Source organism: Labrenzia sp. ATLA3 (assembly GCF_057180185.1).
In genome coordinates, this window is record NZ_JBXUKV010000006.1 from 103538 (window position 1) to 127845 (window position 24308).

A 24308-nucleotide genomic window follows, 5' to 3' on the forward strand; every position below is an offset into this window, starting at 1 on the left:
TCTGCGTCTGCCGGCACCAAATCGTGTCTTTCCCGCAGATCTAGTCCGGAAAGATCTGCTTCCAGTCGTCTTTCATGCTGATGATGTGCCACCCTTCTTTCGAAGCGTCGTCCAGGCCCTTGCTCAGCATCCCGAAATGGGTATCGCGATCATAGGCATATTCCCTGACTGCATCGTCGTGATGGACGAACATGCCGAGGCGCTTGCCGGAACCGGCGGTCGTATATTGCAGCATCTGATAGTCGCCGTCGGAGTTGCCGAAGGCTGCCAGCGGGCGCTTGCCGATGTGGGTCAGGATACCCACGGGCTTGCCGGCCTTGTCGTCAACAAAGGCGATCTTGGGGGTTCGCATCAAGGTGGGAACGCCGTCGATGATCTTGTATTCCGTGACGATAGAGGAGCCGACCACCTGCTCGGTCGGAATCCCGTAGACCCTTTCGGTCCACGGACGCATGAATTCGATGCCGCCACCGGAAACGATGAAGGTCTTGAAGTCGTTGGCACGCAGATAGGCGAGAAGTTCCAGCATCGGCTGATAGACAAGGTCGGTATAGAGCTTGTCGAACCTCGGGTGTTTGGCGGTTGCGATCCAGTCGGTGACCGTCTTTTCGAACGCGTCGGTGCTCATGCCGGCATGGGTGGCAGCGATGATTTCCATCAGCCCCTTTTCGCCAGCCTTGCCGAGGGCTTCCATGTCGTTTTCCAGAACGGCCTGGAACGGCTGGGTCGTCTTCCATTCCGGGTGGTCCGGCGCCATGGCCTTTACCCGGTCGAGTGCGAAGACAAGCTGGGTATACATGGGATGTTCGACCCACAAGGTGCCGTCATTGTCGAAGGTGGCGATCCGGTTTTCCGGTATCACATAGTCCGCTCCGCCTTCCGCTGTGACCGCTTCGACGAACTCCACGATTGCCTGCTTGTTTGCACCATCGTTCCAGGACGGTAACGGATCGGATTGGGCCAGGGCTCCTGCCGCCGAGACGCTGATTGCCACCAGGCAAAGCACCAACGTTTTGAAGAGTGATCTGGCGTTCATGGCTGAGACCTTCCGATATGGCGATTTCTGGTTGATGTCCGCCCCGTTACTGATCGGGGGCGGACACTGTCGGCGTGTTCAGATCAGTTCCCGGTCGGCAGACCGATTGAGAAGCCGTCCTTGGCAAGGGCCTCCTGAACGTACTTGAAGCGTTGATACTGGGTCAAAGTAATCGGCCCTGTGTAAACTTCACTCTGCAGCTTCCGCGGCGGGTACTTGATGTAGGATTCAACGAGTTTTTTCACTTCCTCATTGATCACCGGCAGGTACCACGTACGTTCGGTGAAGTTGTTCATGAACATGTCGTAGCGTTCTTGCGGATCGGCAAGCAGATTGAAAATCTGCGGAACAGTTGCAACATAGCTTTCTGCGCCCTTCCATCCTAAGTTGCTGTCGACGGCAAGTCCACCGGTAGATGCGCCGTCATCGCCGCGCAGATTGAACACAGCCTTGTAGTTGCCGACGCGGGCAGCGCCCGGCGACAGTTCGTTCTCGGTGAAATAGAACCAAGCTTTGCGGCCGGAATCTCCCGTGCCTTCCCAGACAGGTGTCATGTCGTAGCTGTCGAAGATGATCGGTTTGCCTTCGCGGTCTTCGGTCGGCAGGGTGATGCCCGCGACGGAAGCGAAAGTGGCCATCAGGTCGAGACCTCCGACGACAGCGGCACTCTTCGTGTCCGGCTTGACGTGACCGGGCCAGCGGACGATTGCCGGAACGCGGTTGCCCCCTTCACGCACGGTGCCCTTGGTCCCGCGGAAAGGCGTATAGCCTGCATCCGGATAGACGTCCTGCCAGGCGCCGTTGTCCGTCGTCCAGAACACAATCGTGTTGTCCGCAAGGTCGAGCTCGTCGAGCTTCTTGACCAGATTGCCGATACGCGCGTCGAGTTCGACGACGGAATCGGCATATTTGGTCTTGGAGATCGACTTTCCTTTGAAATCGGGTGCAGGCATGTTTGGCTGGTGCACCTTCATGAAGTTGACGTTGATGAAGAACGGCGTATCCGGCTTCTTGGCAGCTTCCTCCAGGAATTCGAGCCCCGCTTTTTCGACATAGCCATCAAAGAATGGGATGCCGACCACACCCTTGTCCGGCGTGTCGACATACTGGCCATTGATCTTGAAGTCTTCGGTCGGTTTTTCACCGGCTTTGCCGGACAGCGATCCCTTGGTGACCTTTGCGAACATCTCGCGCAAGTCTTCCGGCATGTCCGGGAACCAGGTCGGATCGGCATAGGTATAGGCGTTGAGGTGATAGAGGCCGACGTGTTTCATCACGTCGTAGCCCTGGGCATTGGGCAGGGCGTAATCGTCTTCCCCCAGGTGCCACTTGCCAGTGAAATAGGTGTCATAGCCACCGGTCTTCAGAACCGATGCCAACGTCCACTCAGCAGCCGGAAGTCCGCCGCCCTGGCCCTGAAACGCCACGGTCGTCATACCGGAGCGGTTGGGAATGCGGCCTGTCTGCATGGCGGCACGCCCTGGCGTGCAGCTTGGCTGGGCGTAGAAATGGGTAAACATCATGCCGTCGTCGGCCAGTTTGTCGATGTTCGGCGTCGGCATGCCACGCGCTTCACCGCCCAGATACGGACCCGTGTCGCCGTAGCCGGTGTCGTCCGAAACAATGAAGAGGATGTTGGGTTTCTTCGCGTCCTGGGCGAAGGCCATGCCTGACAGCGCTGTGCAGGCCATGCCCGCGATCGCTAGTCCGGTCACTATTCTGGTCAACATACCTAATGGCTCCCTTTTGGTCCATTTGTTGAGGAGGCCTGAGAAGGCCCGACGTAACGTGTGCTTCCTGTGAGGAAGCTGGAAATTTCCCGTTCGAGCTCTTCGATCACGGCACGGTAGTCCGCCGCTTTGGCCTCATCGTTCCCCCAGCGTGCCAAAGCGCAACATGCGGTTGCGTAGTCCTCGCACAGTGAAAGGAAGGCTGGGTGAGCGCTGCAGAGGCGACGAAGAGCAAGTTCGTCCACGTTGAAGCGACGCATGATGAGAGCTGCAGCCGGCATGACGACACTGCTCCGTTCTCGAGAGCTCCTGGAAAATTCCACCAGAATTACCCATCGGAAACAGGCCTGTTGCAAGGTATGAACAGGTACGAACAGGAGTCTGGCGAGGCCTGTTTACCGTCTCTGCCGGTTTTGTTGGTTGTTCCGGATGACAAAGTCCACGGCATCGGACTATCGTTGTGCGGACATCGTTTTCCGGGAATTTTGGGGTGGAACAATGCTGCCTGGTGGGCAACACATAGTTGCAACGGATAAAGCAGACGAATACGACTGCCCTGCTCGTGTCCGGGAAGAGCTTTCCCGTGTCCTGCAAAGCGATCATTTCCACGCAACTCCCAAACGCCGGGCCATGCTGACGTTCCTCATCAAGGAAGCGTTGGCCGGACGCGCAGATAGCCTGAAGGGCTACACCATCGGGTTGGCGGTCTTCAGCCGGGACGAGAGCTTCGACCCACAGTCGGACCCGATTGTTCGTCTGGAGGCCCGGCGCCTGCGGCACGATCTGGACAGCTATTACATAGCCGAGGGTGCCCGAAACCCGCTTCGAATTTCCATTCCCAAAGGTCAATACGCTCCGAAGTTTCACGACAACCTGGCAGACGCTCCTGAAAGGGAGAGCCCGGTTGACGCCGGAGAGGACACCGTTCAGCGAAAGCAGCCGAAGGAAGAGGAAGCTCCTGCACAACCTGCTGTCAGGGCATCGAGATTGCCTTGGGCCGTTGCCGCGGCGGCAGTCCTGTTGCTTCTGGCGGCAGTTGCAACTGCAGCCGTGATGCATTTCCTGCCGGTAGAGGAGGAGCGGCAAGAGGTCTCAAAGCCGTCCGTGATGGTGCTTCCCTTCAAGGTGACATCGACAGATCCGGAACAGCAGATACTGGCCGAGGGAATTGCGGAGCAGATCATGACCGCATTGAGCCGGTTTCCGGACTTTCGCATTTTCTGGCCACCATCCGGCGCCAACGCTGCCACCACAATCGATCCGGTTGAAATCGGCCTGAAGGAGAATGTCTCCTTCCTGATTATGGGCGCGGTCGGATCGGAAGGCGGGGTGATACGGGTCAGCGCCAAACTGATTCACAGCTCCAGCAGGCGCGTGCTGTGGTCGGGAAGCTATGACCGCATGCGCAGCAGATCGACCCTGCTGGAAATCGAGGAAAGTATCGCGTCGGAAATCGCATCCGTCGCCGGACAACCCTATGGCATCATCAAGACCGAACTGGCAAGCAGTCTGCCGGCCGGGAACGAGCCGAGTAACGACAGTTTCGAATGTGTGCTGCGCGGATACGTCTATCGGAGGAACTTTTCCAGACAACTCCACACAAGGGTCCAGTCGTGCCTCGAGCGCGCGGTCAAACGGGATCCGGGTTATGTCGAAGCCTGGGCGATGCTGGGCTGGATCTATCTGGATGCCGCCCGCTTCGGTCTGATTGCAGACGAAAACAAGGAACTTGCCTTCGACCATGCACTGGATGCTGCGTCATACGCCTTGAACCTTGATGGCAACAATATCCTGGCGCTCAAGGCGCTTTCCTCGATCAATCACTACATGGGCAATATCGAGGAAGGCGAAAGGCTGGCCAAGAAGGCACTCGCTCTCAATCCCAACGATCCGGACACCATGGCTCAACTCGGCTGGCGGCTGGCTGTGGTGGGAAAATTCGACGAAGGCATTTCCTACCTGGAAAAGGCGATAGAGCGCACGCGGAACGCCCCCGGCTGGTATTATCACCTGATTGCCGTCGACCACCTGCTGAACGAGCGCTATGCGGAAATGCTGACAGCTGCAAAGAAGGGCGTTCTTGATGGCTCAGGGGTGAGCTGGTGTCTCGTCGCCGTTGCGCAATCCAAACTTGGCAATCAGGCAGCAGCCCGTGCCGCGTTGGAGAAGATGGCGGAAATGTCACCCGAATTGGGTCAGGATCCAGGTGGTTACCTGCGTTCGCACCAGGTCGGGGAGCAAATCGTCACCGCCCTTGTGGAAGGCTTGAAATCAGCCGGTTGGAAAAAGCCAGCCGGGGGGTGAGATCGGGAAGGCGTCCCAACAACAGAAGAACTTGCTTTGGGCAAGACTGCCTGGAGACGTTCCGAAACAGCGGTTCTTTTGCCTCAACCGTTCCGGAACGCCAGCTTTGAAAACCTGCGGGGCGTTAACAGCCCGGCGTCATCGAGGTGCCTTCAGACATTGCGCCGGAACACGCGTCAGGATCGCCGTCCGGGCCCTGGTCTACGGACGTCAGGTCGCCAATGGGGGGGGCAGAGCTGCCATCTTCGAGCCCGTCCCCGGACTGGTTGCTGGATTGGCAGCCGCCAAGAGCCAGGATCGAAATCAGAAAGGCAGCGGAGAAAAATCTTACAATCATCTTGGTCACTCGCATGCGCCGCAGGTGGCGGGAGTTGGAAGGCGGGGCGCAAGATACGTGCTTATCGGGTAGGCAACGGCTTGCGCTCGCACTGATTGTCACGATTTTTTCAATGGCCGCAATAGTCTCATGGATTGACTATCCGATTTATCGGCCGATTGGAGTGTGGCGGGATTGATTTGCTCAATCGCCCGCCACGAAATAATGCAGCGTGCCGTCCGGACCGATGCCGACTCGGTAAAACGTCCAGGCGCCGAAATCCTGCATTTCGGCAAAATCGCCTGCAGTAACGATCCGGAACATCTCCACTTTCTGATCGGGTGTCAGATCGTGCAGCGGGTAGCGGGCAAAATAAGGCCAGATATACATTTCCTGGGGCGTTCCGGCATCGACATGCAGGAAGCCGGCATCCATGATGTCGGCGAGAATGGCCAGGATCTCGAAGCCTTCACCGTCACCGGAGCTTTCTTTGAGGAAGTCTATCGGGTCGTCGATTTGCCCGAACGAGACGGTGGGCGGCAGTTCGTTGCTTTCGAACACCATGCGCAGACGTTCCATGTTTCCCGAAAGCGCTGCTTCCTTCAACTGGGCCTGCATCCGCTGAACCGGCTTCGGCAGATACGATGTGCTGTAAAGCACCTGGGGCAGGTCCGCGCTGTCGCTCGCTGGTGTTTCAGCAGCTTCGGTGCCGGCCGGTTCGACGCCCTCCGATTCTCCGGCCTCCGGCGACGTCAGGTCGTCTGCCGGAATTGACGGAGCGTTTCCGGTTTCGGACGGCGCAACCGGAATTGTTTCAACCTGCACCGTCTTGGCGACACCCGGAGCTGCGAATGCTGTGCCTGCCAGAAGACCGGCGACAAGAGCCGCAGCCTGATAAATCCGACTCATGAAAGTTCCTCGTTTATCCGCACCTGTCCATCGCCCTTCATGTCATGGCGGTGAAAGCAGGCATCGCCCCGCGCCATTCCTTAAACAATTCATGCAAGGGTGAAAACACAGGACCTCGAATTTCCTCTTGTCTTGTCACGAGGCCACCGGGCCGCTATCGAGTGGTCCGTTCGCAATAAAAGTAAAATCAAAGGTCTAGAAAAGGACCGCCCGTGTCGTTTTTCGAATATGCGCTGATTGGTTTTTTTGTTGGCATTGTCACAACGGCACCTGTCGGTCCTGTCAATATCATGGCCATTCAACACGCCGTGCACAGCGGGTTTCGTCAGGGTGTCTTTGTGGGGCTGGGCGCGGTCGTCGCCGATACCATTTATGCCGCTGCGGCAATTTTCGGCATCTCGGCGGTTACAAATTTCATCAAGGGCCAGATAGACCTTATCGAGATTATCGGCGGAGCGTTGCTGATCATTTTCGGCATCAAGATCTGGAACACCCATCCGCATCTGAGCCGGAACGGCAAAGAAAAGGAACACGGATTTCTGGCCGACGCGACGGCGGCCTTCTTCATGGCCATTACCAATCCGGGAGCGGTGTTTGCCTTTGTCGCAATATTTGGCGGTCTGGGAGACTATCGCCCCGAGAACGGGGACCATTTCGGCGCATTGGTGATGGTGGCCGGTGTTGCGGCAGGCGCAACAACATGGTGGGTGGTGGTTTCGGCGTCCGTCTCACACTACAAGTCGCGTATCGACGACCTCTGGCTGGATCGCGCCAACCATATTGCCGGATTTCTGCTCGTCCTGTTCGGCGCTCTGATCTATCTCAAGCTGGCGCTGGAAGCGGCGGCGTTGATCTGACCGGCTTGCGCATAGGCGGAAACAAAAGCCGCAGACAAACGGTCAGCATCAACGGACTGGAATCAAAAAGGCCGGATAACCGGCCTCTTCACAACGTGTGACGTGATCGGGTTACTGAAGAACGCGGTTCACGGTGTAGTCGCCTTGCAGGATACGATCCGGCAGGCCTTCGGCCAATTTGGCCACGGCATCTTCACCATAGGCGGCAACCAGATCCGCAAGCGCTGTGAACATCGCCGCATGTGCTACTGCGTCCGCATCCACGCCATTGGCGATGGCTTCGGCCCAAGCGTCGGAAATGAAGCCGAGTGCAGCACGCCTGATGTCTTCGTCTTCAGCAAATTCGGCTTCCATTGCCGCGTCGGCGTAATCATCGTTTATCATTCGCTTCCTTACCGGTCCTTCCCGAACGCATGGGAAACAACCCTTGCGTGTTCCTGCCCCGAATCTTGAGTATTGATCCTAGCACGGCGAACCGCGCTGATAAGTAACCGTGAACGCAAACTTAACGGCCACCCACAAATTTGATTCAAAAGGTTAACCAACTCGTAACGATTTGAATATTTTTGCGTACATTACCGGCCGTAGCGGCTCGTGACGTCGCTGATGATGACCTCACCTTCGCTCAAGTACTGTGCCATTGCGAGACGGGCAGCCTCGGTGCACTCTCTGTAAGCGACTGAGAATCCACGATAACCCTGGTTAAAACGCTCAATGAACCTGCGGCGCCGATTCTCGTCCAGAGTTTCTGCGTCCAGGAAATCCTCCATGCGGTCACGCCAGCTCGGATTATCGCTTTCCTTGCACAACGGACGCAGGAAATGCAGCGCTCCGAATATTTCGGACAGACGCATGAGTTGCTGTTCGTAAGGAGGCGCGTCGACCGCTGTTTGTTGAGCCGATACAACCTGAGCCGGATACACGCTCCCCAAGACCAGAACAACGGCGGTTCGGAAAAAGAAAGCTTGCATGCGGCGGTTCATCATGGGCCGATCATGCGGAACCCGGCTCGGCACCGCAAGCACTATGGCAAGTTGATCCCAAGATTAGACGCCCGGTCGTTGACCGAGGGGCGTTGCCAAGTGCCGCCGGATGCGCTCGGGGGTGCCGGGTGTGGTCAGCAGACCATCAAGATCTTCTATCTTCACCCAGTCGAGTGCGGCCGCATCGTCGGCTGCAACGGCGTTGCCGGAAACATAGGGGCCGCAAAATACGGTCAGGATAAAATGGGTGGCAACGCGGCCATCTTCGTCACGCTGGATCGAATCGAAGGTCTCCACAGGCTCATCGAGTTTTGCGGTAACGCCGGTTTCCTCAAAGAGTTCGCGCGCGGCAGCTTCCTGCAGGGTTTCGCCCAGTTCTATCACGCCACCGGGCAGGCTCCAGTGATCCTTGAACGGGGGCCTGCCGCGCTTCACCAGCAGGGCGCGGCCGTCGCGGTGGCACAGGACACTGACACTGGCGCGTGGTGTTTCCGGATAAAACCTGGACATGGAACCTCGGCGGGCGAAGAAAAGTCTGATTCTGTCCGGCCAGAATAAGCGGCCTTGAGCTATGCGAACAGGGCGTCGATTTCCGCCTGCGCACCTTCACCTTCGTGTTGGGTCGCTTCGGGCTCCACATGGCCGTGGATGACGGCGCCGGCAACGGCGATCAGAGGCTTGATTTCAATCGTTGCCTTGTCGGCGATTTCCGTCGCGATCGTTGCCGCATCCGGGGTGTCCCGCAGCTGGTCCTGGATGCTGATCACGAGCTTGTTGATTCCTGCGACCTGATTTTCCAGGTGCTCGCGCAAGTATGCCGGAGCGGCATGATAGGCCAGAATGGCCAGCTGTTTGTCCTTGAAAGTCGAGTTCTCGAAATGGCCCTCGTAGTCGAGCGGCTCCCATTCCAGAACATCTTCTGCGCAGTCCGGCATATCCGGAAGCATTTCCAGAAGCATCATCACTTCATTGAAATGATTGAGATAATCCGTCGCCAGGCCGGTCTGGGGATTAATGTTTGCCTCTTCCAGCCTTTCGGCTGCCAGCTCCCCGGCGCCCAAAACTGGATGCAAACATTCCATACCGGTCCCCCCTGTTATTGACTTGGAACCTACGGTACTTGTTTTTTATTTCCAATTGCCTAACTCGGCGGAACCCCGTTTGCCCCCGGTTGAGGCTGCCCCCATGGGAGAAAAACGATGTGCGGCCGCCTGGCTCTGACGACACCTCCGGATGCTGTGCGCAGCTTCTTTGATTACGTCGATCAGCCCAATTTTCCGCCGCGATACAACATCGCGCCAACCCAGCCGCTGGCCATCGTGCGGCAATCGCTCGATGGCACGCGCCGCTTTCACCTTGTCCGCTGGGGCCTGATGCCGCCATGGGTCAAGGACCCGGCAAGTTTCACGCTCCTGATCAATGCGCGGGCTGAAACCGCATCGCAAAAGCCGTCGTTCCGAAACGCCATGCGCCATCACAGATGCTTGGTGCCGGCCTCCGGTTTTTACGAGTGGCGGCGCACCCCGGAAGGCAAGCAGCCATTCTGGATCCGCCCGGCGGAAGGCGACATCATGGGCTTTGCCGGCCTTTGGGAAACGTGGTCGGATCCCGATGGCGGCGATATCGATACCGGCGCGATCCTCACCATCCAGTCCAACCGGATGATGTCGGCGATCCATCACCGGATGCCCGTGATCCTGAAACAGGAGCATTTCGGCACGTGGCTGGATGTCGCCAATGTTGACAGGCGAGAGGCGGAAAAACTGCTTCGTCCGGTCGAAGACGATTTTCTGGTGGCAACGCCGGTGTCGAACCGGGTGAACAAGGTTGCCAACGACGATGCGGATGTGCAGCGCGAGATTGCGCCCGACGAAATGTCTGTGCCGCTGAAAAAGGTCGCCAGGCCGGCGGCGGAAAAAACCCAGGCCGACAAAAAGCAGCTCGATCTGTTCTGATCCGCACCGGACCTTCAGAATTGCCGTGCAAAAGCGCGCTCTTGGCTGTAGGGCAAGGGCTCAGCCGCAAGGATAGACCATGAGCAACAACGACACGCCCGAATTCGAGCCAGACGAGATCTTCGACGACGCAACTCCCGAAAACGAAGCGTTGGCGGAAGCCTACAATCGTGGCCTTGACCTGCAGAAATCGGGTGATCTGGAAGGGGCCGCACAAGCTTACCGCGAAGCCTTGGCTCTCGATCCGGACGATCCGGGGGGCGTCAGCATTCGCCTGGCTGCCATTGGCGCGGAAGCCGCGCCGCCGAAAATGCCGGATGCCTATGTAGCAACCCTGTTTGATCAGCATGCCGATGTCTTCGACGACATTCTGGTTGATGAACTTGGCTATTGCGTGCCGCTGATGGTTCGCAGCCTTGTTCAGACACTTGAGATCGGTCCTTTCGACAGGTTGCTCGATCTTGGCTGCGGCACGGGTCTCACCGGGATGGCTCTTTCCGACTGCACCGCGCATCGGACCGGTGTCGACCTTTCCGAACGGATCGTCGAGCTTGCCTATGACCGAGACGTCTATGACGACCTTTATGTCGGCGAGGCTGTCGCATTTCTTGAGGAGTTCGAGGAAGACGACGGCTCACGACCGAGCTGGGACCTGATCGCGGCAACCGACGTGTTTCCCTATCTCGGCGCCGTTGAGCCTTTTCTGACGGGGGCCGTCGACCGCTTGACCCCGGGTGGCTATCTGGCCTTTTCAACCGAGACCTTGCCGGACGAAATGCTTCAGGGCCGCTCCTATATGGTTGGGCCGAAAAGCCGCTTTGCTCAGGGGGAAGGCTATATTCGCACGTCTCTGGATACCGCCGGTTTCGACATTCTCGCAATGGACCCGATCACTGTGCGTCTGGAAGATGGCTATCCCGTCCCCGGACACCTGGTGATCGCACGGCTGCGCTGACGGTCAGCCGCTGAACAATGCCCGTTATGGCGCAGCGTTCAGCGGCTCAGGTTCGTTTCACCAGCGCCTTCGGCGCAAGCGATTGAACGGCCGGGAAGTATGGTTCAGGTCAGTCGGTCGTCTGCATGCGCAGATAGGGTTCGCCGTCAGACGTCCGTTTGACCGCGACACCGTCGCCGGTGATCACAACCACGACCCTGCTGCGAAAGGCAGAGAAGCTGTCGAAGGTCACCACGTCCACCGGTGTGTCGAACTTGATGGTCACTCGGTAGTGGCCTGTGGTGCCAATCCGGCTCAGCGACAGCACTTCTCCGTCGAAGGGCTGCTTCAAGTAGCTTCCCGAGACACGGCTGCCGACGGCAAACTGCATCTCGTTCGGCCGCGCGGCCGTCGCGGAGGCGGTGTTCCAGTCCTTGAAGCCGTATTGAGCAGACAGAAGTTCAAGCGCCTGGCTGTGAGAGATGTCCTGCCCTTTGGCAGCAAGTGCGGCGCGCAGGCGCTTGGCCTGTGCCTTGAGATTGGCAACGCTGGGTAGCGTCATGGGATTACCTTTCCAAGAAAGGCAGGCGGTCAGGTGTTCGCCATGTGGCGGTGACCCGTCATGGGGCCCGCATTGCCATCAGCCTGCACTGTCTCGTGAAGGTCGGTCAAAGCTGCAAGAAGTCTTGCGCAAGGGCATTCACCATGGCCGGAGCCTGCGGGCGGCTGGTTCCCTCAAACCGGGGCAAGGCATACGCCCGGTAGCCTGGCCTGTCAACGCGGCAAAAAAAGAAGCCGCTGACGCGGCTTCAAGGGGTGGGGGGGTAATATAAAAGCACCCGACGGTTCTTGCCGCCTGAGTTGGACCGCGCCCCGGTGGGCGCAGAAGGGTGATTGCCCCGTATAGGGGGAAGGGCAATCGCGGAGGCGGGCGTGCCCGCCACCGCAGGTTTTCCGGGGGGAGGGGTGGTCCCGGAAACAGATCAGGCGTGGATCAGACGTTTCAGAAGTTCCACTTCCTGAGCAAGGGTCTTGTCCTTGGTCACCAACTCGTCAATCTTGCGAACGGCATGCAACACCGTGGTGTGGTCGCGGTTGCCGAAACGCCGACCGATTTCCGGCAGCGATCGTCCGGTCATCACCTTCGCGATATACATCGCGATCTGGCGCGGACGGACCAGTGTGCGGGCCCGGCAGGACGACAACAGGTCGGCCTTGGTAACGCTGAAATGCTTGCAAACCACCTGCTGGATCTCTTCCACCTTGATGGAGCGCGGTTCACCGATCCGCACGAGGTCGTGCAGGGTTTTTTCCGCCAGATCCATCGTTACCGGCTGTTTCGTCAGCTGGTTGTGGGCGAACAGGCGATTGAGAGCACCTTCCAGGTCCCGCGCCGATGCAATCACGTAACGTGCAATGTAATCGGCGACATCTTCGGGAACGGAAAAACCCGGATGCGTGCGGCGTGCTGCGTGGATCCGCTTCTTCAGGATATCCTGGCGCAGCGCATAGTCGGTGGCCTGAATGCCGACGATCTCGCCTTTCTGGATCCGGTAGCGCAGCGTCTCGCCAAGCGTATCGAGATCTTCCGGTGGCCGGTCGGCCGCCATGATGATCTGGGTCGGCGACTCCATCAGCAGTTCCAGAGTCTTGCTGAATTCCTCTGCAGCCTGCTTGCCATGCAGGAACTGCAGATCGTCTACCAGCAGCAGGTCGATGGAGCGCATGGCCTGTCGCAGAACGGGAAACGCCGGTGTTCTGAGTGCCGGGACCAGGTGATACATGAAGAATTCGGCTGACAGATACGCAACCTGCCGTCCCGTCTTGCGGGCTTCGGCAGCCGCGGCCTGCAGCAGGTGGGTCTTGCCGATGCCGGTGGCGGAATGGATATAGAGCATATCCAGAGTGCCCTGGTGACCGGCAGCCATCTGGCGCACGGCAGCGCAGGCAAGGCTGTTTGAAGCGCCTTCCGCAAAGGTGTCGAACGTCAGCTTGGGATTGAGGGACGCACCGTTCAGGAACTCTCCGGCGGCATCCTCATTGCTGTCTGCAAGGCAGGGAATGACCGGCACGCTGTGAGAAGAGCCGAACTGAGGCGTGCTGTTGAAAGGACCGGGGCGTCCGCTGATCCGCCGGGCGGAGATCGCATTGGGCGCAAGTCCGGCCTTGAACTGGCGCGGACGCAGGGCGCCGCGAACGGTCAACTCGATACGGTTGATGTCGTCCTGCTCGCGTTTCCAGAGACCGACGAGTTGCTTCTCGTAATTGTTCTGAATCCAGTTTTTCAGGAAGCGGGTGGGGACGGAGAGGCGCACTGCGTCGCCCGTCGTTTCTTCGTGATTTACTCTGCCGAACCAGTTGGAAAATACATCGTCACCGAGCTCGTTTCTCAGTTCCTTTTTCACACGATCCCATTGATCCGAACCGGCTAAGTTCTGAACCTGCATCATTGTGGCCTCCAATGGAGGGACTGTCTGCATGGCATCGATCCCCCCCCGTGCACTGTCTATGGACAACGATTTTCTGCCTCGTTGCCCGTTTCTATCCTTAGGTCTCTTGCCCATTCTGGGTCTTCGGACCGGGTGGCTTATTAACGCCTATGAAACACCATTAACCTTTTGCTTACCATATTTACAAATAGCTTATTTTTATGAGGTCATAGACGTATCATATTGTGATTTTTGTAGATGACGGTCGCTGCGCATGTAAATTTTACATAGCGAATCTTGCTTTTCGTCATCGTCAGGATCTGCCGCAAGTCCCGACGTAGTTGTTCTCCTGTTGCTGTTGATGCTCTGCCTGAGAGCTTGAAGACGATTTTAGGAAAAATTTAACTTTTAAGGAAGTTTTCTGCGAGTTTTCAAACGCCCGGTGTAAAATTAAGAACATCAGCCAATAAAAAAGCCGGGTTTAATCGAAAGATCATGTCAGTTTTACGGAGGGTGTGTACGCGCCGGTTCGCCTGTGGCATGACCGAAAGGCCGAGTGACATTTTTTTGTCGGCTGATCAGAAACGACTCGTTGTGGAAGCTGGGGACAATGTGCTTGTGACAAGGGCGCGCTGTGAGCGTTCGCGTTACGCGCACTGGCTGGCTCCAGAGTCTGGAAAGATCAGACAGATCAAGACCCTGGCCGAAGCAATGTATACATTGGCAGTGCCGCCGGTGCTCGTGGCTCCTCGCGCCCTTATCCCCAGTCCAGGCGAAATTTCGGCAACCTGCCAATTCTGACAATTGATCGATCAGGGCTGTTGCGGGCGGGCGTCCGCTTTCCGGCAACAGGCGTTTTGGATGGCCGTGACCCGGCATTGCTTAAGTAGAGGTCAGTAAAACATGGCGTCTGGCCCACGTTGATACGGAAAGGCCGGCTCTCAACGAGCCGGCTTTTCCGCGCGTGAGGTCAAGTCGTCGTCTTGAAAACAGTCGCAACAGTAGAAAACAGGTAGTTTCTATTCACGTGGACATCTATCGGCATATTGGGACCGTTGTTGTGCCAGATGGGGGCGTTGTTGTTCAGGCCGGGGCCGCGCTCCACTGAAACGAGGCCAAAGCCGTCATTGTCCCAATAGCCGTTAGGGAAACCGGGTGCGGGCGGACCACCCCACCAGGTGTAGATGTTAGGAGCTTCTGGCTGGTTCCACAGTTCATCACAATATTCGAAGTAATAAAGCCCGATACACAGCGGGTGTTCAAAAGCTTGCGGCAGCATTGTCTGAGCAACTTTCGCCGCCTTGCTGCAGGTTTGATCGTCGGCATAGATTGTTCCGGGGTTATTCGGATCCCGATGACTGGTGGCCGGTATGCCCCATTCGGTCAGGAGAACGGGTTTCTTGGCCCGTTGCGGCAAGTTGCCATAATCCCTGAAAATGCTTTCGAAGGTCTGGGTCTGATAGGTATTGACCCCCCAGAAGTCGATGCTGGGGCAGTTCTCCATATAAGAAGACGCTTTCAGGGGAATGTTGGGGTCGTCATGGGTTGCCATGCCGACCAGTTTGCCTGGCGCTTCTTCCTTCACGATGGCGGCCATCGTTTCTACCTGGCCCCACCAGAACTCGGCCCATGCCGGATTGTTGTAGCAAACGTCTGCGCCGTCCTGTTCGTTCTGGATGGTGAATCCCATCACCGCCGGGTGATCTGCAACGGATTTGACGGTCTCACGCAATACGTTGGTCCAGTAATCGATCTCTGCCCGTGTGGCGTTGTCATATTGGGTCTTCCAGAACATCGTGGCGGGCAGGGGAATGCCGATCAGAACGGATCGGTGCATCTTTGCTTCGGCTGGCGCAAACTTGTCCCACGCGAGATCCAGAAAATACTGATGCGTGAAATAGTGACCGCTGTCCCAGGGAGCCGGAAAGGTTCCGTTTCCCTCCAGTTGCCGCGACAGCATGCAGTAGACCCGAAGCGAGTTGTTGTGGAGCTGCCTGAAATTGGGAAAGTCGCGTAACAGGAGGGGCGACCAACTGGATATGAACGTGTTTCCTGCTTCAAATTCGTCCCAATACCAGTCTCCCAGGGCGGGTGCATAGGAATTGGAGCCATTGATCGGGGCAGGGGAATAGCAGACCCCTTTCAGTTTGATCTTCTCGGTCTTGGGCGGTTGCCCGTCTTCTGAGAGTTCGCAGTAAAGAGATGCGTTTCCATCGGTGTCGACGGAGCAGGTCCATTTGGTGGTCGTCATGGTGGGGTGCCTGAAATAAGGGTTTCGAATGACGCGCGGCGCTCAGGAAGATTATACTTTATAGTGTACATGTGAAGTGTTGCAATCAATAGGTGATGAATGAAGCTTTAAAGCCACTGCCTGCATTTGGGGTGGTTTGCCAAGGGGGCTGGCAGGGGCGCTTTGGGGGCATTCCGGGCAGCTCATAAAAAATGCCGGCGCTTGTGGCGCCGGCACGGGGTGTCTGTCGGGATGAGCTGATCTCGGTTTAGAGAACACGGCCCGGGTTCAGCAGGCCTTTGGGATCGAATGCGGTTTTGATCCGCTGCATGAGATCCAGTTCGATACCCTGCTTGACGTCCTTCAGGAGATCGCGCTTGAGACGGCCTATGCCGTGCTCCGCGGAGATGCTGCCGCCGAAATCGTTGACGATGCCATGCACGATGGCGTTCATCTCATCCCACTTTGCCAGGTACTCTTCCTTGTCGGCCCCAACCGGCTGGCTGACATTGAAGTGGATGTTGCCATCACCGATATGGCCAAACGGAACAGGCCGGCATCCAGGTACGAAAGCGTCGACCGCAGCCATCGCCTTGTCCAGAAAATCGGGGATCGAGGCAACGGGCACGGAAACGTCATGCTTGATCGAACCGCCTTCAGGCTTCTGCACTTCCGACATGCCGTGGCGGATATGCCAGAAATCCTGAACCTGGGTCAGGTTCTGCGCAAAGGCGGCGTCTTCCACAAGGCCGTTTTCGAATGCCTCACCCAGAATGCTCTCCATCAGGTCCCGGACAGGAAAGGCATCCGAACCGCTGGACAACTCCATCAGGACGTACCAGGCATGTTCGCCTTCAAGCGGGTCGCGAGCCCCTTCTAGATGACGAAGGCAGAACTCGACGCCAACGCGCGGCATGATTTCGAAGCCGGTCAGAACCGGCCCGGCCTGCGCCTTGGCAAGCGTGAACAGCTTGAGGGCGGCCTGAGGATGCGGCAGGCCGACAAAGGCGGCTTCCAGTTTCTTGGGCCTGGGGAAAAGTTTCAGTGCCGCGGCGGTAATGATGCCGAGCGTGCCTTCGCCACCGATAAATAATTGTTTCAAATCATAACCGGTATTGTCCTTGCGAAGGGTTCTGAGGCCGTTCCAGATCTCTCCCGTCGGCAGTACGACTTCGAGGCCGAGAACCAGATCGCGCGTGTTGCCATAGGCCAGGACGGCAGTGCCGCCAGCGTTCGTGGATATGTTGCCACCGATCTGGCACGAGCCCTGTGCACCGAGCGCGAGCGGGAACAGCCGGTCCACCTTTTCCGCTTCGTTCTGCAACGTCTCCAGCACCACGCCAGCCTCCGCCGTAATGGTGAAGCCGGCCGGGTCGACTGCGCGGACCTTGTTCATCCGAGACAGGGAAAGAACGATTTCGTCGCCGGTTTCCTGCGGAATCTGGCCACCGACGAGGCCGGTGTTCCCCCCCTGCGGAACAACCTTGAGATCGTTCTGATAGGCGTAGGTCATGACAGCGCTGACCTCCTCCGTGCTGCCCGGGCGCAGCACCATGGGAGTGACGCCCTGATACAGGTCGCGCCATTCTGTGAGATAGGGAGCCTGGTCGTCCGGATTGGTCAGAACGTTGGCTTCGCCGATCAGTTCGGCAAAGCGGTCGGCATGGGCAGTGCGCTCCATGAGCGAGGTCCTCGTGAAGTTTGACGGTAAAATTCGGGCGCCAACATAGTGTCTGAAAGCGTCTGCGTCGACGGTTCATTCCGTTACCGTGTCTCTTGAAGGAATAGACCCCTTGTGCCATAGGAAGCCAGCCCGCTGGGGCGGAAATGGAATTCTTTCGGAGACGACGATGGCGGAAACGCGCGGACTGATGAATGGCAAACGCGGCCTGATCATGGGTGTGGCAAACAACAAGTCAATTGCCTGGGGCATTGCCAAAGCACTGGCCGACGCGGGAGCAGAACTGGCACTGACCTACCAGGGCGATGCGTTGAAGAAGCGTGTTGAACCGCTGGCAGACCAGCTGGGCGCAATCGTTGTGGGCCATTGCGACGTCACCGATGGCGACTCCATCGATGCAGTCTTCAAGGCGCTGGAAGACAAATGGGGCAAGATCGATTTTCTCGTTCATGCAGTTGCCTTTTCCGACAAATCCGAATTGACCGGCCGTTTCGTCGATACGTCTTCCGACAACTTTGCCCGCACCATGGATATTTCCTGCTACTCGCTGACCGCTGTCACCCAGCGCGCAGAGAAGCTGATGTCCGATGGCGGCTCCATCCTGACACTGACCTATTACGGCGCCGAAAAGGTGATGCCGCATTACAATGTGATGGGCGTTGCCAAGGCTGCGCTGGAAACCAGCGTAAAGTATCTGGCGATGGATCTCGGTCCCCAGAACATTCGCGTGAACGCGATTTCCGCCGGTCCGATCAAGACGCTTGCCGCCTCCGGTATCGGCGACTTCCGCTATATTTTGAAGTGGAACGAATACAACTCACCCCTGCGCCGCACGGTCACGATCGAGGAAGTTGGCGACAGCGCCCTGTTCCTGCTCTCCGACCTTGGCCGTGGTGTGACCGGCGAGATCCAGCACGTCGACTGCGGCTACAACATCGTCGGCATGAAGGCGGTGGACGCCCCGGACATTTCCGTCGTCAAGGATTGATCGTTTCGGATGGCCGGTTTCAAACCGGCCATTTTTCTGTTGAGTAAGCCCTGTTCCTCTGAGCTGACCCCGTTTTCCGGAAACTGACATGACTTCTGTGCTGAGTGCCCTGAAATCCGGCCTGCTGCCCAAGCTGCACGATCCGGAGTTCCTGGTCTTCGTCCGCCATGGACAAACGGACTGGAATTTCGAAGGGCGCATGCAGGGGCAGAAGGATATTCCGCTCAATGAGACCGGACGCGCCCAGGCAAGTGGCAATGGCGAGAGGCTGAAGGCGTTTCTGGAGCGCGAGACAATCGATCCGGCCGGACTGGATTTTGTTGCCTCACCCCTTTACCGCACACGGTCCACCATGGAGCTGCTGCGCCAGTCGATGGGGTTGCCGGTTGAGGCATACCGCCTTGAGGACCAGCTCAAGGAAATCACTTTTGGCGACTGGGAAGGCTTTACGCTGGAAGAACTCGCGGATGAGGAACAGGATCTCATTCTGCAGCGCCGTGCCGACAAGTGGGGCTTCGTCCCGCCCGGAGGCGAGAGCTACAAGATGCTGACGGAGCGGATCGCCCGCTGGCTGGTGACCGTCGACCGGCCTTCTGTTGTCGTTTCCCATGGTGGCGTCTTCCGCGTTATGCGCGGTCTGCTGGAAGGTCTGGACACGGATGTGGTGCCCAAGCTGGATGTGCCGCAGGACAAGGTGTTTGTCTGGCGCAACGGCACGTTCGAGGCTGTCTGAAGCTCCAGGCATCGCAGGTGTTCAAGGGTATCTGGCGTCCATATTGAAGCAGCGCACAAAGCTGTTCGGTCTGCTTCAGTCTTCCGACATACATGTTGCCGCTCGCACGGATCACTTTGTTGTAGACAGACCATGTAGTTTCTCTTGTGATCATCGACACTGCAAAAGAGTGGATGATGCCGCAGCGGAAACTTCTGCGCCGGACAGCCCCAGCGCGGTGATCGGTCGGGACGACCGCAGCGTAAAAGAAAACAGCTAATGCAAGGGAGCCCGGAGAAAATCTAGGTGAGGTGCCGTGTCCGCCAATGAGTTTTACAGTGAGCTGCCAAGCTTTTCAGATTTCAGCACCGTCGGCGATCTAGCCGATTATCGCCCCGTGCCGGACGACTGGTACGTTCTTGCCACAGATATAGTCCGCTCCAGCGATGCGGTTGCGCAGGGCCGGTACAAGGAAGTCAACATGGTCGGAGCCGCGACGATTGCGGCAGTCCTGAACCGGATCGGCAGTGACCGTGTGCCATTTGTTTTCGGCGGAGACGGCGCGATGCTGCTCGTGCCCAAACACGATGTGAAGGCTGCCTGTGAGGCGCTTGCGGGCGTTGTCGTCTTGGCGCGCCAGGTCATGGAGCTGGAGTTGCGTGCCGCGGCTATCCCGGTCTCCCATCTGAGAGGGCTGGGCGGCGATGTCCGTGTGCGCAAATACCGCCTCAGCCCCGGCAATCACCTTGCCATGATCTTGGGAGACGGGCTGGCGATCGCCGATCACATCCTGAAAGATCAGGAGAAGTCCCGGCAATTTGCGGTTTCGATCCCCGATGCCGCTTTGCCACCGCTTGACGGGCTGTCCTGCCGGTGGGAGCCGCTTCCTTCGCAACACGGCCATATCGTGTCTCTCATCGTCAAACCGGTCGGGCGCATTCCGATGCAGGAGATCCTTAAAGGACTTGCCGACAAACTCGGCTACGACCCTTCGACGGATGACAGCCGGACGAGACTTGCGGACAAGACGCGCCTGCGCTTTCGGTTTCCGCCAACCGGAACAGGCCATGAAGTGCGGCTCGGATCTCCGGGCAGGCACTTTCGCGGATGGGCGAAGGCGATGCTCGAATCGGTTGTCTTCATGATCAGCCATCATACCGGCTGGCGTATCGGGCCGTTCGACCCGAAGCGGTACTTTCCGGAGCTAGGCCTGAACACGGATCATCGCAAGGTCGGCGACAGCCTTCAACTCGTTCTGGATCTGACGCCCGAGCAGCTTGGAAATGTCGAAGACTATCTGAAAGCCGGTTATGAGGCCGGGGATCTTGTGTACGGACTTCACGTTTCCGCATCAGCACTGATGACCTGCTTCGTGGAGGACATCAGCAACAGCCGGCATATCCACTTCGTGGACGGCGCGGACGGCGGATTTTCCTTTGCCGCAGCCGAATTCAAGAAACGGCAGGCGGAAATGACTGCGAAAGCGGCCGGTCAGGCCTGACCGCGCAGCGGGCCTTGCCCCTCGAGAGCGGGCTCCCAGGAAACGAAATCCTGTTTCAGGATCATCGTTGCGAGGTCGGTTTCCGGCACTGCCTGCGATATGAGGAAGCCCTGGATGACATCGCAGCCGTTGCGTTTCAGCCAGTCCCGCTCGCCCTCGGTTTCCACGCCCTCGGCAAGGACGCTGATGTCGAGGCTCTTGGCAAGGTTGATCAATGCGCAGGTGAACTTTTGCAGAGCCGGGTTGGTATCGACACCGGAAATGAAGCTGCGGTCGATCTTGACCCTATCGACTTTGAGATCGCGCAGACTGGAAATGCTGGAATGGCCCGTTCCAAAATCGTCCAGCTCGATGAAGAAACCCAATTGGGACAGTCGCGCGATGTTCTGCTTGATCGGAGCCGCCGTGACTTCGTCGATCATCACCGCTTCCAGAATTTCGAGGCTGACGTGGGCCGGATTCAGGCCAAGGTTCATCACCTGTTCGTGGAGCACGTCCACGGCTTTGGTGCTTGTCAGGAGGCTGGCGGTGACGTTGAGCCCCAGATGCATGGTGGATCGCGTCTTGCCACTGAGGCTGGCGGCGAAGTTCAGCGCCCGGCTACGCACCGCGTCCTCGATATGCTCCATATATCCCGCTTCCATGGCTGTCGGCAGGAAGGCGCCGGGATAGCGGATCGTGTCGTTGTCTATCCAGCGGGCCAAGGCTTCAGCGCCAACGACTTCGCCCGTGTGTATATTCACCTGAGGCTGGAACCACGCGACAATGTTGCCTTCCTTCAGGGCGTTCTGCAGTTCCGCGGCAATCTGGTCGCTTTCCTCGAAGGCTGTGCGCATCGCTGGTGTGAACCGGCTGAACTTGCCTGGCCCCTTCTGCTTCGCGGCCCTTAGGGCGAGGGCCGCATCGGTCAGAATATGATCGGAGATCTGATCGCCGGGACAGCTGATGAAAATGCCCGCATTGGCTTCGACCGCAGATCTGTTGTTGCCGATGACCCGGTCCGTTGAAATTTCCTGAAGCAGGGTGAAGGCGAGTTGCTCGAAACGGGCCACCCTTTTGAGCTGCGGGCGCAAAAGCAGAAATTCGGTCCCGCCTGTCCGGCACAGAAAGTCATCCGGCTCGGCGTGCTGGTTCAACTGCTCGGCCACCTGCCGAAGCAGAGAATCGCCATTGTGGTCGCCAAATCGGTCGTTCACCTTCTTGAACTCTCGCAGATCAATCAGGATGGCGCCGGTTTGCAGGCCGGGTTCCGCCGGGGGCAGGTTTCGAATGGTGTTCAGCAGGGCTCGCCTGTTTGGCAGGCCGGTCAACGGGTCATGAAAGCCGAGGCTTTCAAACTCCTGCTGCGTCTTGTCGGCAAGTGCGCGTGACAGGGCGATGGCTATGGCAAAGGCCGCGACGATCACCAGTCCACCGACAAGCCCGGCAAGGGTGACAGCGAAAAGTGTTTCCGACCGCTGCCGCTCCAGGTCTAACAGGAGATAGTCCACCGTGGACTGCCACAAGGCAAAAGCGGCATTCACCAGGGCCGGCTGCATTCTCACCACCGGCTGGGACAAAACATCCCCGCCTCGTTCGGCGACAATCGCCGATGTCAGCAGTTTCGACCCGACGGTCTGGAACGCTATGTTGGTTGCTCGGAAAACCCCGGCCTGCTTCTGCAGCAGTTCGGCTTGCTCCCCGGTCAGGTCGAAAAAGTACTCTACCGTATCGTGCGCGGCACCATCGGCGGCAATCTTGTACTGACCGCCCTGCACGGGGATCGCCATCTTGTCCCAGACATTGATCTCGCCCCGGGAGTGGATCTTCTGGGCGTTGTTCGCCAGGATCGCAGACTGAATGACCACCGTCGGCAAGACGTCGGTGATGAACTGCGGAAGCTTCGCGGCTTCGAAGGAAGAGGTCGAACTCAGCCTGGTGATCTGGGAGATCTTCGAGGCAAGGGTTTGCCCCTGACGAAGGGCGAGGGGAACGTCGTTATCTTGCAGGAAAGTATCGAGCGGTTGCATGAGATCTGCGGACCGTTCGCTATCCTCGAGCTCTTCTAGGTGCTCACGCAGGTTGACCGGCGTGCTGCTGATCTTGCCGGTGAGCGCCTTTTCCTTCAGCAGCGGTCCCAGTGCTTCAATCAGGTGAAGCCCGGCAAGGCTGGTGTCGATCGAATTGACCTTGTCGAACCTGTTATGAAACCAGAGCGAAGCAAACACCAGGCTGGGTGCCAGCAGGAACACGATCAGTCCAGTTAGCCAGCCCCTGATCCGCAACGGTATGCCTCGTGATTATCATTCATCCTCAACGTGTAATAGTGGTAGAGGTTTAAGGATTAGCAAATCCAGGGTCGAATTTTCACGAGCCATTTGCAAATTTTCCAGTGTCTTACAAGCAGAACATGTAAAACCCTGGTCGATGACCGCAGCATCCAGTCGAAATCTACTTGTTTTCAATTTCAGCAGGACCGGGGAGCGTATACGCCCACCTAAAAATGCCCTATTCCGGGCTGCGGGCTTGAGCTTGCAGGCGTGATGGCGTATCGCTCGGCGCCTGAAAGTTCATTTGCTAACCTCGGTCCCCGTTCATGTCGCACAACAGCTTTGGTCATCTTTTCCGGGTCACCACCTGGGGCGAAAGCCACGGTCCCGCAATCGGCTGCGTGGTCGACGGTTGCCCGCCGCTCATTCCGCTGACGGAAATCGATATTCAGGGCTTCATGGACAAGCGGAAGCCGGGCCAGTCCCGCTTCACGACGCAGCGGCGCGAGCCGGATGAGGTCAAGATCCTGTCCGGTGTCATGGTCGATGAGGATGGCATTCAGAAAACCACCGGTACGCCGATTTCGCTGTTCGTGGAAAACACCGACCAGCGCTCGAAGGACTATTCCGACATCAAGGATCGCTTCCGTCCCGGTCATGCCGATCTCACCTACAATGCCAAATACGGCATTCGTGACTATCGGGGCGGTGGCCGGTCGTCGGCGCGTGAAACGGCCATGCGTGTAGCCGCCGGGGCTGTCGCCCGCAAGGTGCTGGAGGGCGTGAGCATTCGCGGTGCCCTGGTGCAGATCGGGCCGCACAAGATCGACCGGAGCAACTGGAACTGGGCGGAAGTCGATAACAACGCCTTCTTCTGCCCCGATGCTGAGGCCGCTAGCTTCTGGGCGGACTATCTGGACGGTGTCCGCAAGGCTGGATCTTCCGTCGGTGCGGTCATCGAAGTGGTTGCCGAAGGCGTGCCGGCCGGCTGGGGTGCGCCGATCTATGGCAAGCTGGATACGGATCTTGCTGCGGCCATGATGTCGATCAACGCGGTCAAGGGCGTCGAGGTCGGCAATGGGTTCGATGCCGCAAGCCTGACCGGCGAGGACAATGCCGACGAGATCCGCCTGGACGATGTCGGCCGTCCCGTGTTCCTGAGCAACAACTCCGGTGGCATTCTCGGCGGGATCTCCAACGGTGATCCGCTGGTCGTCCGCTTCGCGGTCAAACCGACATCATCGATCCTGACCGAGCGCAAGTCGATCACAAGCAAGGGCGAAGAGGTCGATGTCATGACCAAGGGTCGTCACGACCCTTGCGTGGGCATTCGTGCGGTGCCGGTGGGCGAGGCGATGATGGCGTGTGTCCTGGCTGACCATTTCCTGCGTCATCGCGGCCAGATCGGCTGACCAGCAGACACTGCGGGTTACAACTCGTTACAATTCCGGAAGGCAAGGGCCATGGACCTTGCCGGTCATCTCCCTAGTTTTA

General features: G+C 58.1%; 21 protein-coding genes. 8 read left to right on the top strand and 13 right to left on the bottom strand.

Annotated elements, in window-relative coordinates:
* Positions 1 to 40: 40 nt before the first annotated feature.
* Together AC2A6O_RS17200 and AC2A6O_RS17205 are read right to left on the bottom strand one after the other, a co-directional pair.
* Positions 41 to 1036 carry an HAD family hydrolase gene (locus AC2A6O_RS17200; protein ID WP_162530055.1) on the bottom strand — a complete coding sequence of 332 codons (996 nt, stop codon included), beginning with the start codon at positions 1034 to 1036 and terminating at the stop codon, positions 41 to 43.
* A gap of 83 nt (positions 1037 to 1119) precedes the next feature.
* A complete protein-coding gene (locus AC2A6O_RS17205) occupies positions 1120 to 2727 on the bottom strand; it encodes an arylsulfatase (protein ID WP_498929453.1) in 1608 nt (535 codons plus the stop codon).
* Between the two features lie 468 nt (positions 2728 to 3195).
* On the opposite strand from AC2A6O_RS17205, the gene AC2A6O_RS17210 reads away from it, so the two are divergent.
* The gene (locus AC2A6O_RS17210) at positions 3196 to 5070 is read left to right on the top strand and encodes a hypothetical protein (protein WP_498928904.1); all 1875 of its coding nucleotides are present in this window, start codon (positions 3196 to 3198) and stop codon (positions 5068 to 5070) included.
* 124 nt (positions 5071 to 5194) lie between these two features.
* On the opposite strand, the gene AC2A6O_RS17215 is transcribed toward AC2A6O_RS17210, so the two are convergent.
* A complete protein-coding gene (locus tag AC2A6O_RS17215) occupies positions 5195 to 5407 on the bottom strand; it encodes a hypothetical protein (RefSeq protein WP_148585040.1) in 213 nt (70 codons plus the stop codon).
* Positions 5408 to 5590: 183 nt separating this feature from the next.
* On the bottom strand, positions 5591 to 6295 hold the full coding sequence (locus AC2A6O_RS17220; protein ID WP_148585038.1) for a hypothetical protein: 705 nt from the start codon (positions 6293 to 6295) through the stop codon (positions 5591 to 5593).
* A 212-nt stretch (positions 6296 to 6507) separates the two neighbouring features.
* On the opposite strand from AC2A6O_RS17220, the gene AC2A6O_RS17225 reads away from it, so the two are divergent.
* A complete protein-coding gene (locus AC2A6O_RS17225; protein WP_148585036.1) occupies positions 6508 to 7152 on the top strand; it encodes a LysE family translocator in 645 nt (214 codons plus the stop codon).
* Positions 7153 to 7263: 111 nt separating this feature from the next.
* Here the strand turns inward: AC2A6O_RS17225 and AC2A6O_RS17230 are convergent, their stop codons facing one another.
* From AC2A6O_RS17230 to AC2A6O_RS17245, 4 genes are all read right to left on the bottom strand, one after another.
* Positions 7264 to 7536, bottom strand: coding sequence for a hypothetical protein (locus AC2A6O_RS17230; RefSeq protein ID WP_006933467.1), 273 nt, complete (start codon positions 7534 to 7536; stop codon positions 7264 to 7266).
* A 191-nt stretch (positions 7537 to 7727) separates the two neighbouring features.
* Positions 7728 to 8138 (bottom strand): TIGR02301 family protein, encoded by a 411-nt coding sequence (locus tag AC2A6O_RS17235; protein WP_209001137.1) that lies wholly within the window; start codon positions 8136 to 8138, stop codon positions 7728 to 7730.
* A gap of 60 nt (positions 8139 to 8198) precedes the next feature.
* Complete coding sequence (locus AC2A6O_RS17240) at positions 8199 to 8645, bottom strand: NUDIX hydrolase (RefSeq protein WP_498928908.1); 447 nt, start codon at positions 8643 to 8645, stop codon at positions 8199 to 8201.
* A gap of 59 nt (positions 8646 to 8704) precedes the next feature.
* Complete coding sequence (locus AC2A6O_RS17245) at positions 8705 to 9217, bottom strand: hypothetical protein (RefSeq protein WP_148585030.1); 513 nt, start codon at positions 9215 to 9217, stop codon at positions 8705 to 8707.
* Positions 9218 to 9334: 117 nt separating this feature from the next.
* On the opposite strand from AC2A6O_RS17245, the gene AC2A6O_RS17250 reads away from it, so the two are divergent.
* Together AC2A6O_RS17250 and AC2A6O_RS17255 are read left to right on the top strand one after the other, a co-directional pair.
* Positions 9335 to 10090, top strand: coding sequence for an SOS response-associated peptidase (locus AC2A6O_RS17250; protein WP_498928911.1), 756 nt, complete (start codon positions 9335 to 9337; stop codon positions 10088 to 10090).
* 79 nt (positions 10091 to 10169) lie between these two features.
* Complete coding sequence (locus AC2A6O_RS17255) at positions 10170 to 11045, top strand: methyltransferase (RefSeq protein WP_498928913.1); 876 nt, start codon at positions 10170 to 10172, stop codon at positions 11043 to 11045.
* Between the two features lie 109 nt (positions 11046 to 11154).
* Here the strand turns inward: AC2A6O_RS17255 and AC2A6O_RS17260 are convergent, their stop codons facing one another.
* The 4 genes from AC2A6O_RS17260 to AC2A6O_RS17275 all read right to left on the bottom strand — a co-directional run bounded on the left by AC2A6O_RS17260 (position 11155) and on the right by AC2A6O_RS17275 (position 17364).
* Complete coding sequence (locus AC2A6O_RS17260) at positions 11155 to 11586, bottom strand: glyoxalase superfamily protein (protein ID WP_498928915.1); 432 nt, start codon at positions 11584 to 11586, stop codon at positions 11155 to 11157.
* A 421-nt stretch (positions 11587 to 12007) separates the two neighbouring features.
* Positions 12008 to 13471, bottom strand: a complete 1464-nt coding sequence (gene dnaA / locus AC2A6O_RS17265; protein WP_498929455.1) for a chromosomal replication initiator protein DnaA — start codon at positions 13469 to 13471, stop codon at positions 12008 to 12010.
* 952 nt (positions 13472 to 14423) lie between these two features.
* Positions 14424 to 15704 (bottom strand): glycoside hydrolase family protein, encoded by a 1281-nt coding sequence (locus tag AC2A6O_RS17270; RefSeq protein WP_498928917.1) that lies wholly within the window; start codon positions 15702 to 15704, stop codon positions 14424 to 14426.
* 247 nt (positions 15705 to 15951) lie between these two features.
* Complete coding sequence (locus AC2A6O_RS17275; protein ID WP_498928919.1) at positions 15952 to 17364, bottom strand: FAD-binding oxidoreductase; 1413 nt, start codon at positions 17362 to 17364, stop codon at positions 15952 to 15954.
* Positions 17365 to 17533: 169 nt separating this feature from the next.
* Between AC2A6O_RS17275 and fabI the strand changes: the two genes are divergently transcribed.
* From fabI to AC2A6O_RS17290, 3 genes are all read left to right on the top strand, one after another.
* Complete coding sequence (gene fabI / locus AC2A6O_RS17280) at positions 17534 to 18352, top strand: enoyl-ACP reductase FabI (RefSeq protein ID WP_148585023.1); 819 nt, start codon at positions 17534 to 17536, stop codon at positions 18350 to 18352.
* A gap of 88 nt (positions 18353 to 18440) precedes the next feature.
* Positions 18441 to 19085, top strand: a complete 645-nt coding sequence (locus AC2A6O_RS17285; protein ID WP_498928921.1) for a histidine phosphatase family protein — start codon at positions 18441 to 18443, stop codon at positions 19083 to 19085.
* A gap of 295 nt (positions 19086 to 19380) precedes the next feature.
* Positions 19381 to 20565 (top strand): DUF3095 domain-containing protein, encoded by a 1185-nt coding sequence (locus AC2A6O_RS17290; protein ID WP_498928923.1) that lies wholly within the window; start codon positions 19381 to 19383, stop codon positions 20563 to 20565.
* Here AC2A6O_RS17290 and AC2A6O_RS17295 read toward each other — a convergent pair.
* Positions 20556 to 22796, bottom strand: coding sequence for a putative bifunctional diguanylate cyclase/phosphodiesterase (locus AC2A6O_RS17295; protein WP_498928925.1), 2241 nt, complete (start codon positions 22794 to 22796; stop codon positions 20556 to 20558). The genes AC2A6O_RS17290 and AC2A6O_RS17295 overlap by 10 nt on opposite strands.
* Positions 22797 to 23140: 344 nt before the next feature.
* On the opposite strand from AC2A6O_RS17295, the gene aroC reads away from it, so the two are divergent.
* Positions 23141 to 24226, top strand: a complete 1086-nt coding sequence (aroC, locus tag AC2A6O_RS17300) for a chorismate synthase (RefSeq protein ID WP_498928927.1) — start codon at positions 23141 to 23143, stop codon at positions 24224 to 24226.
* The last annotated feature ends 82 nt before the right edge of the window (positions 24227 to 24308 follow it).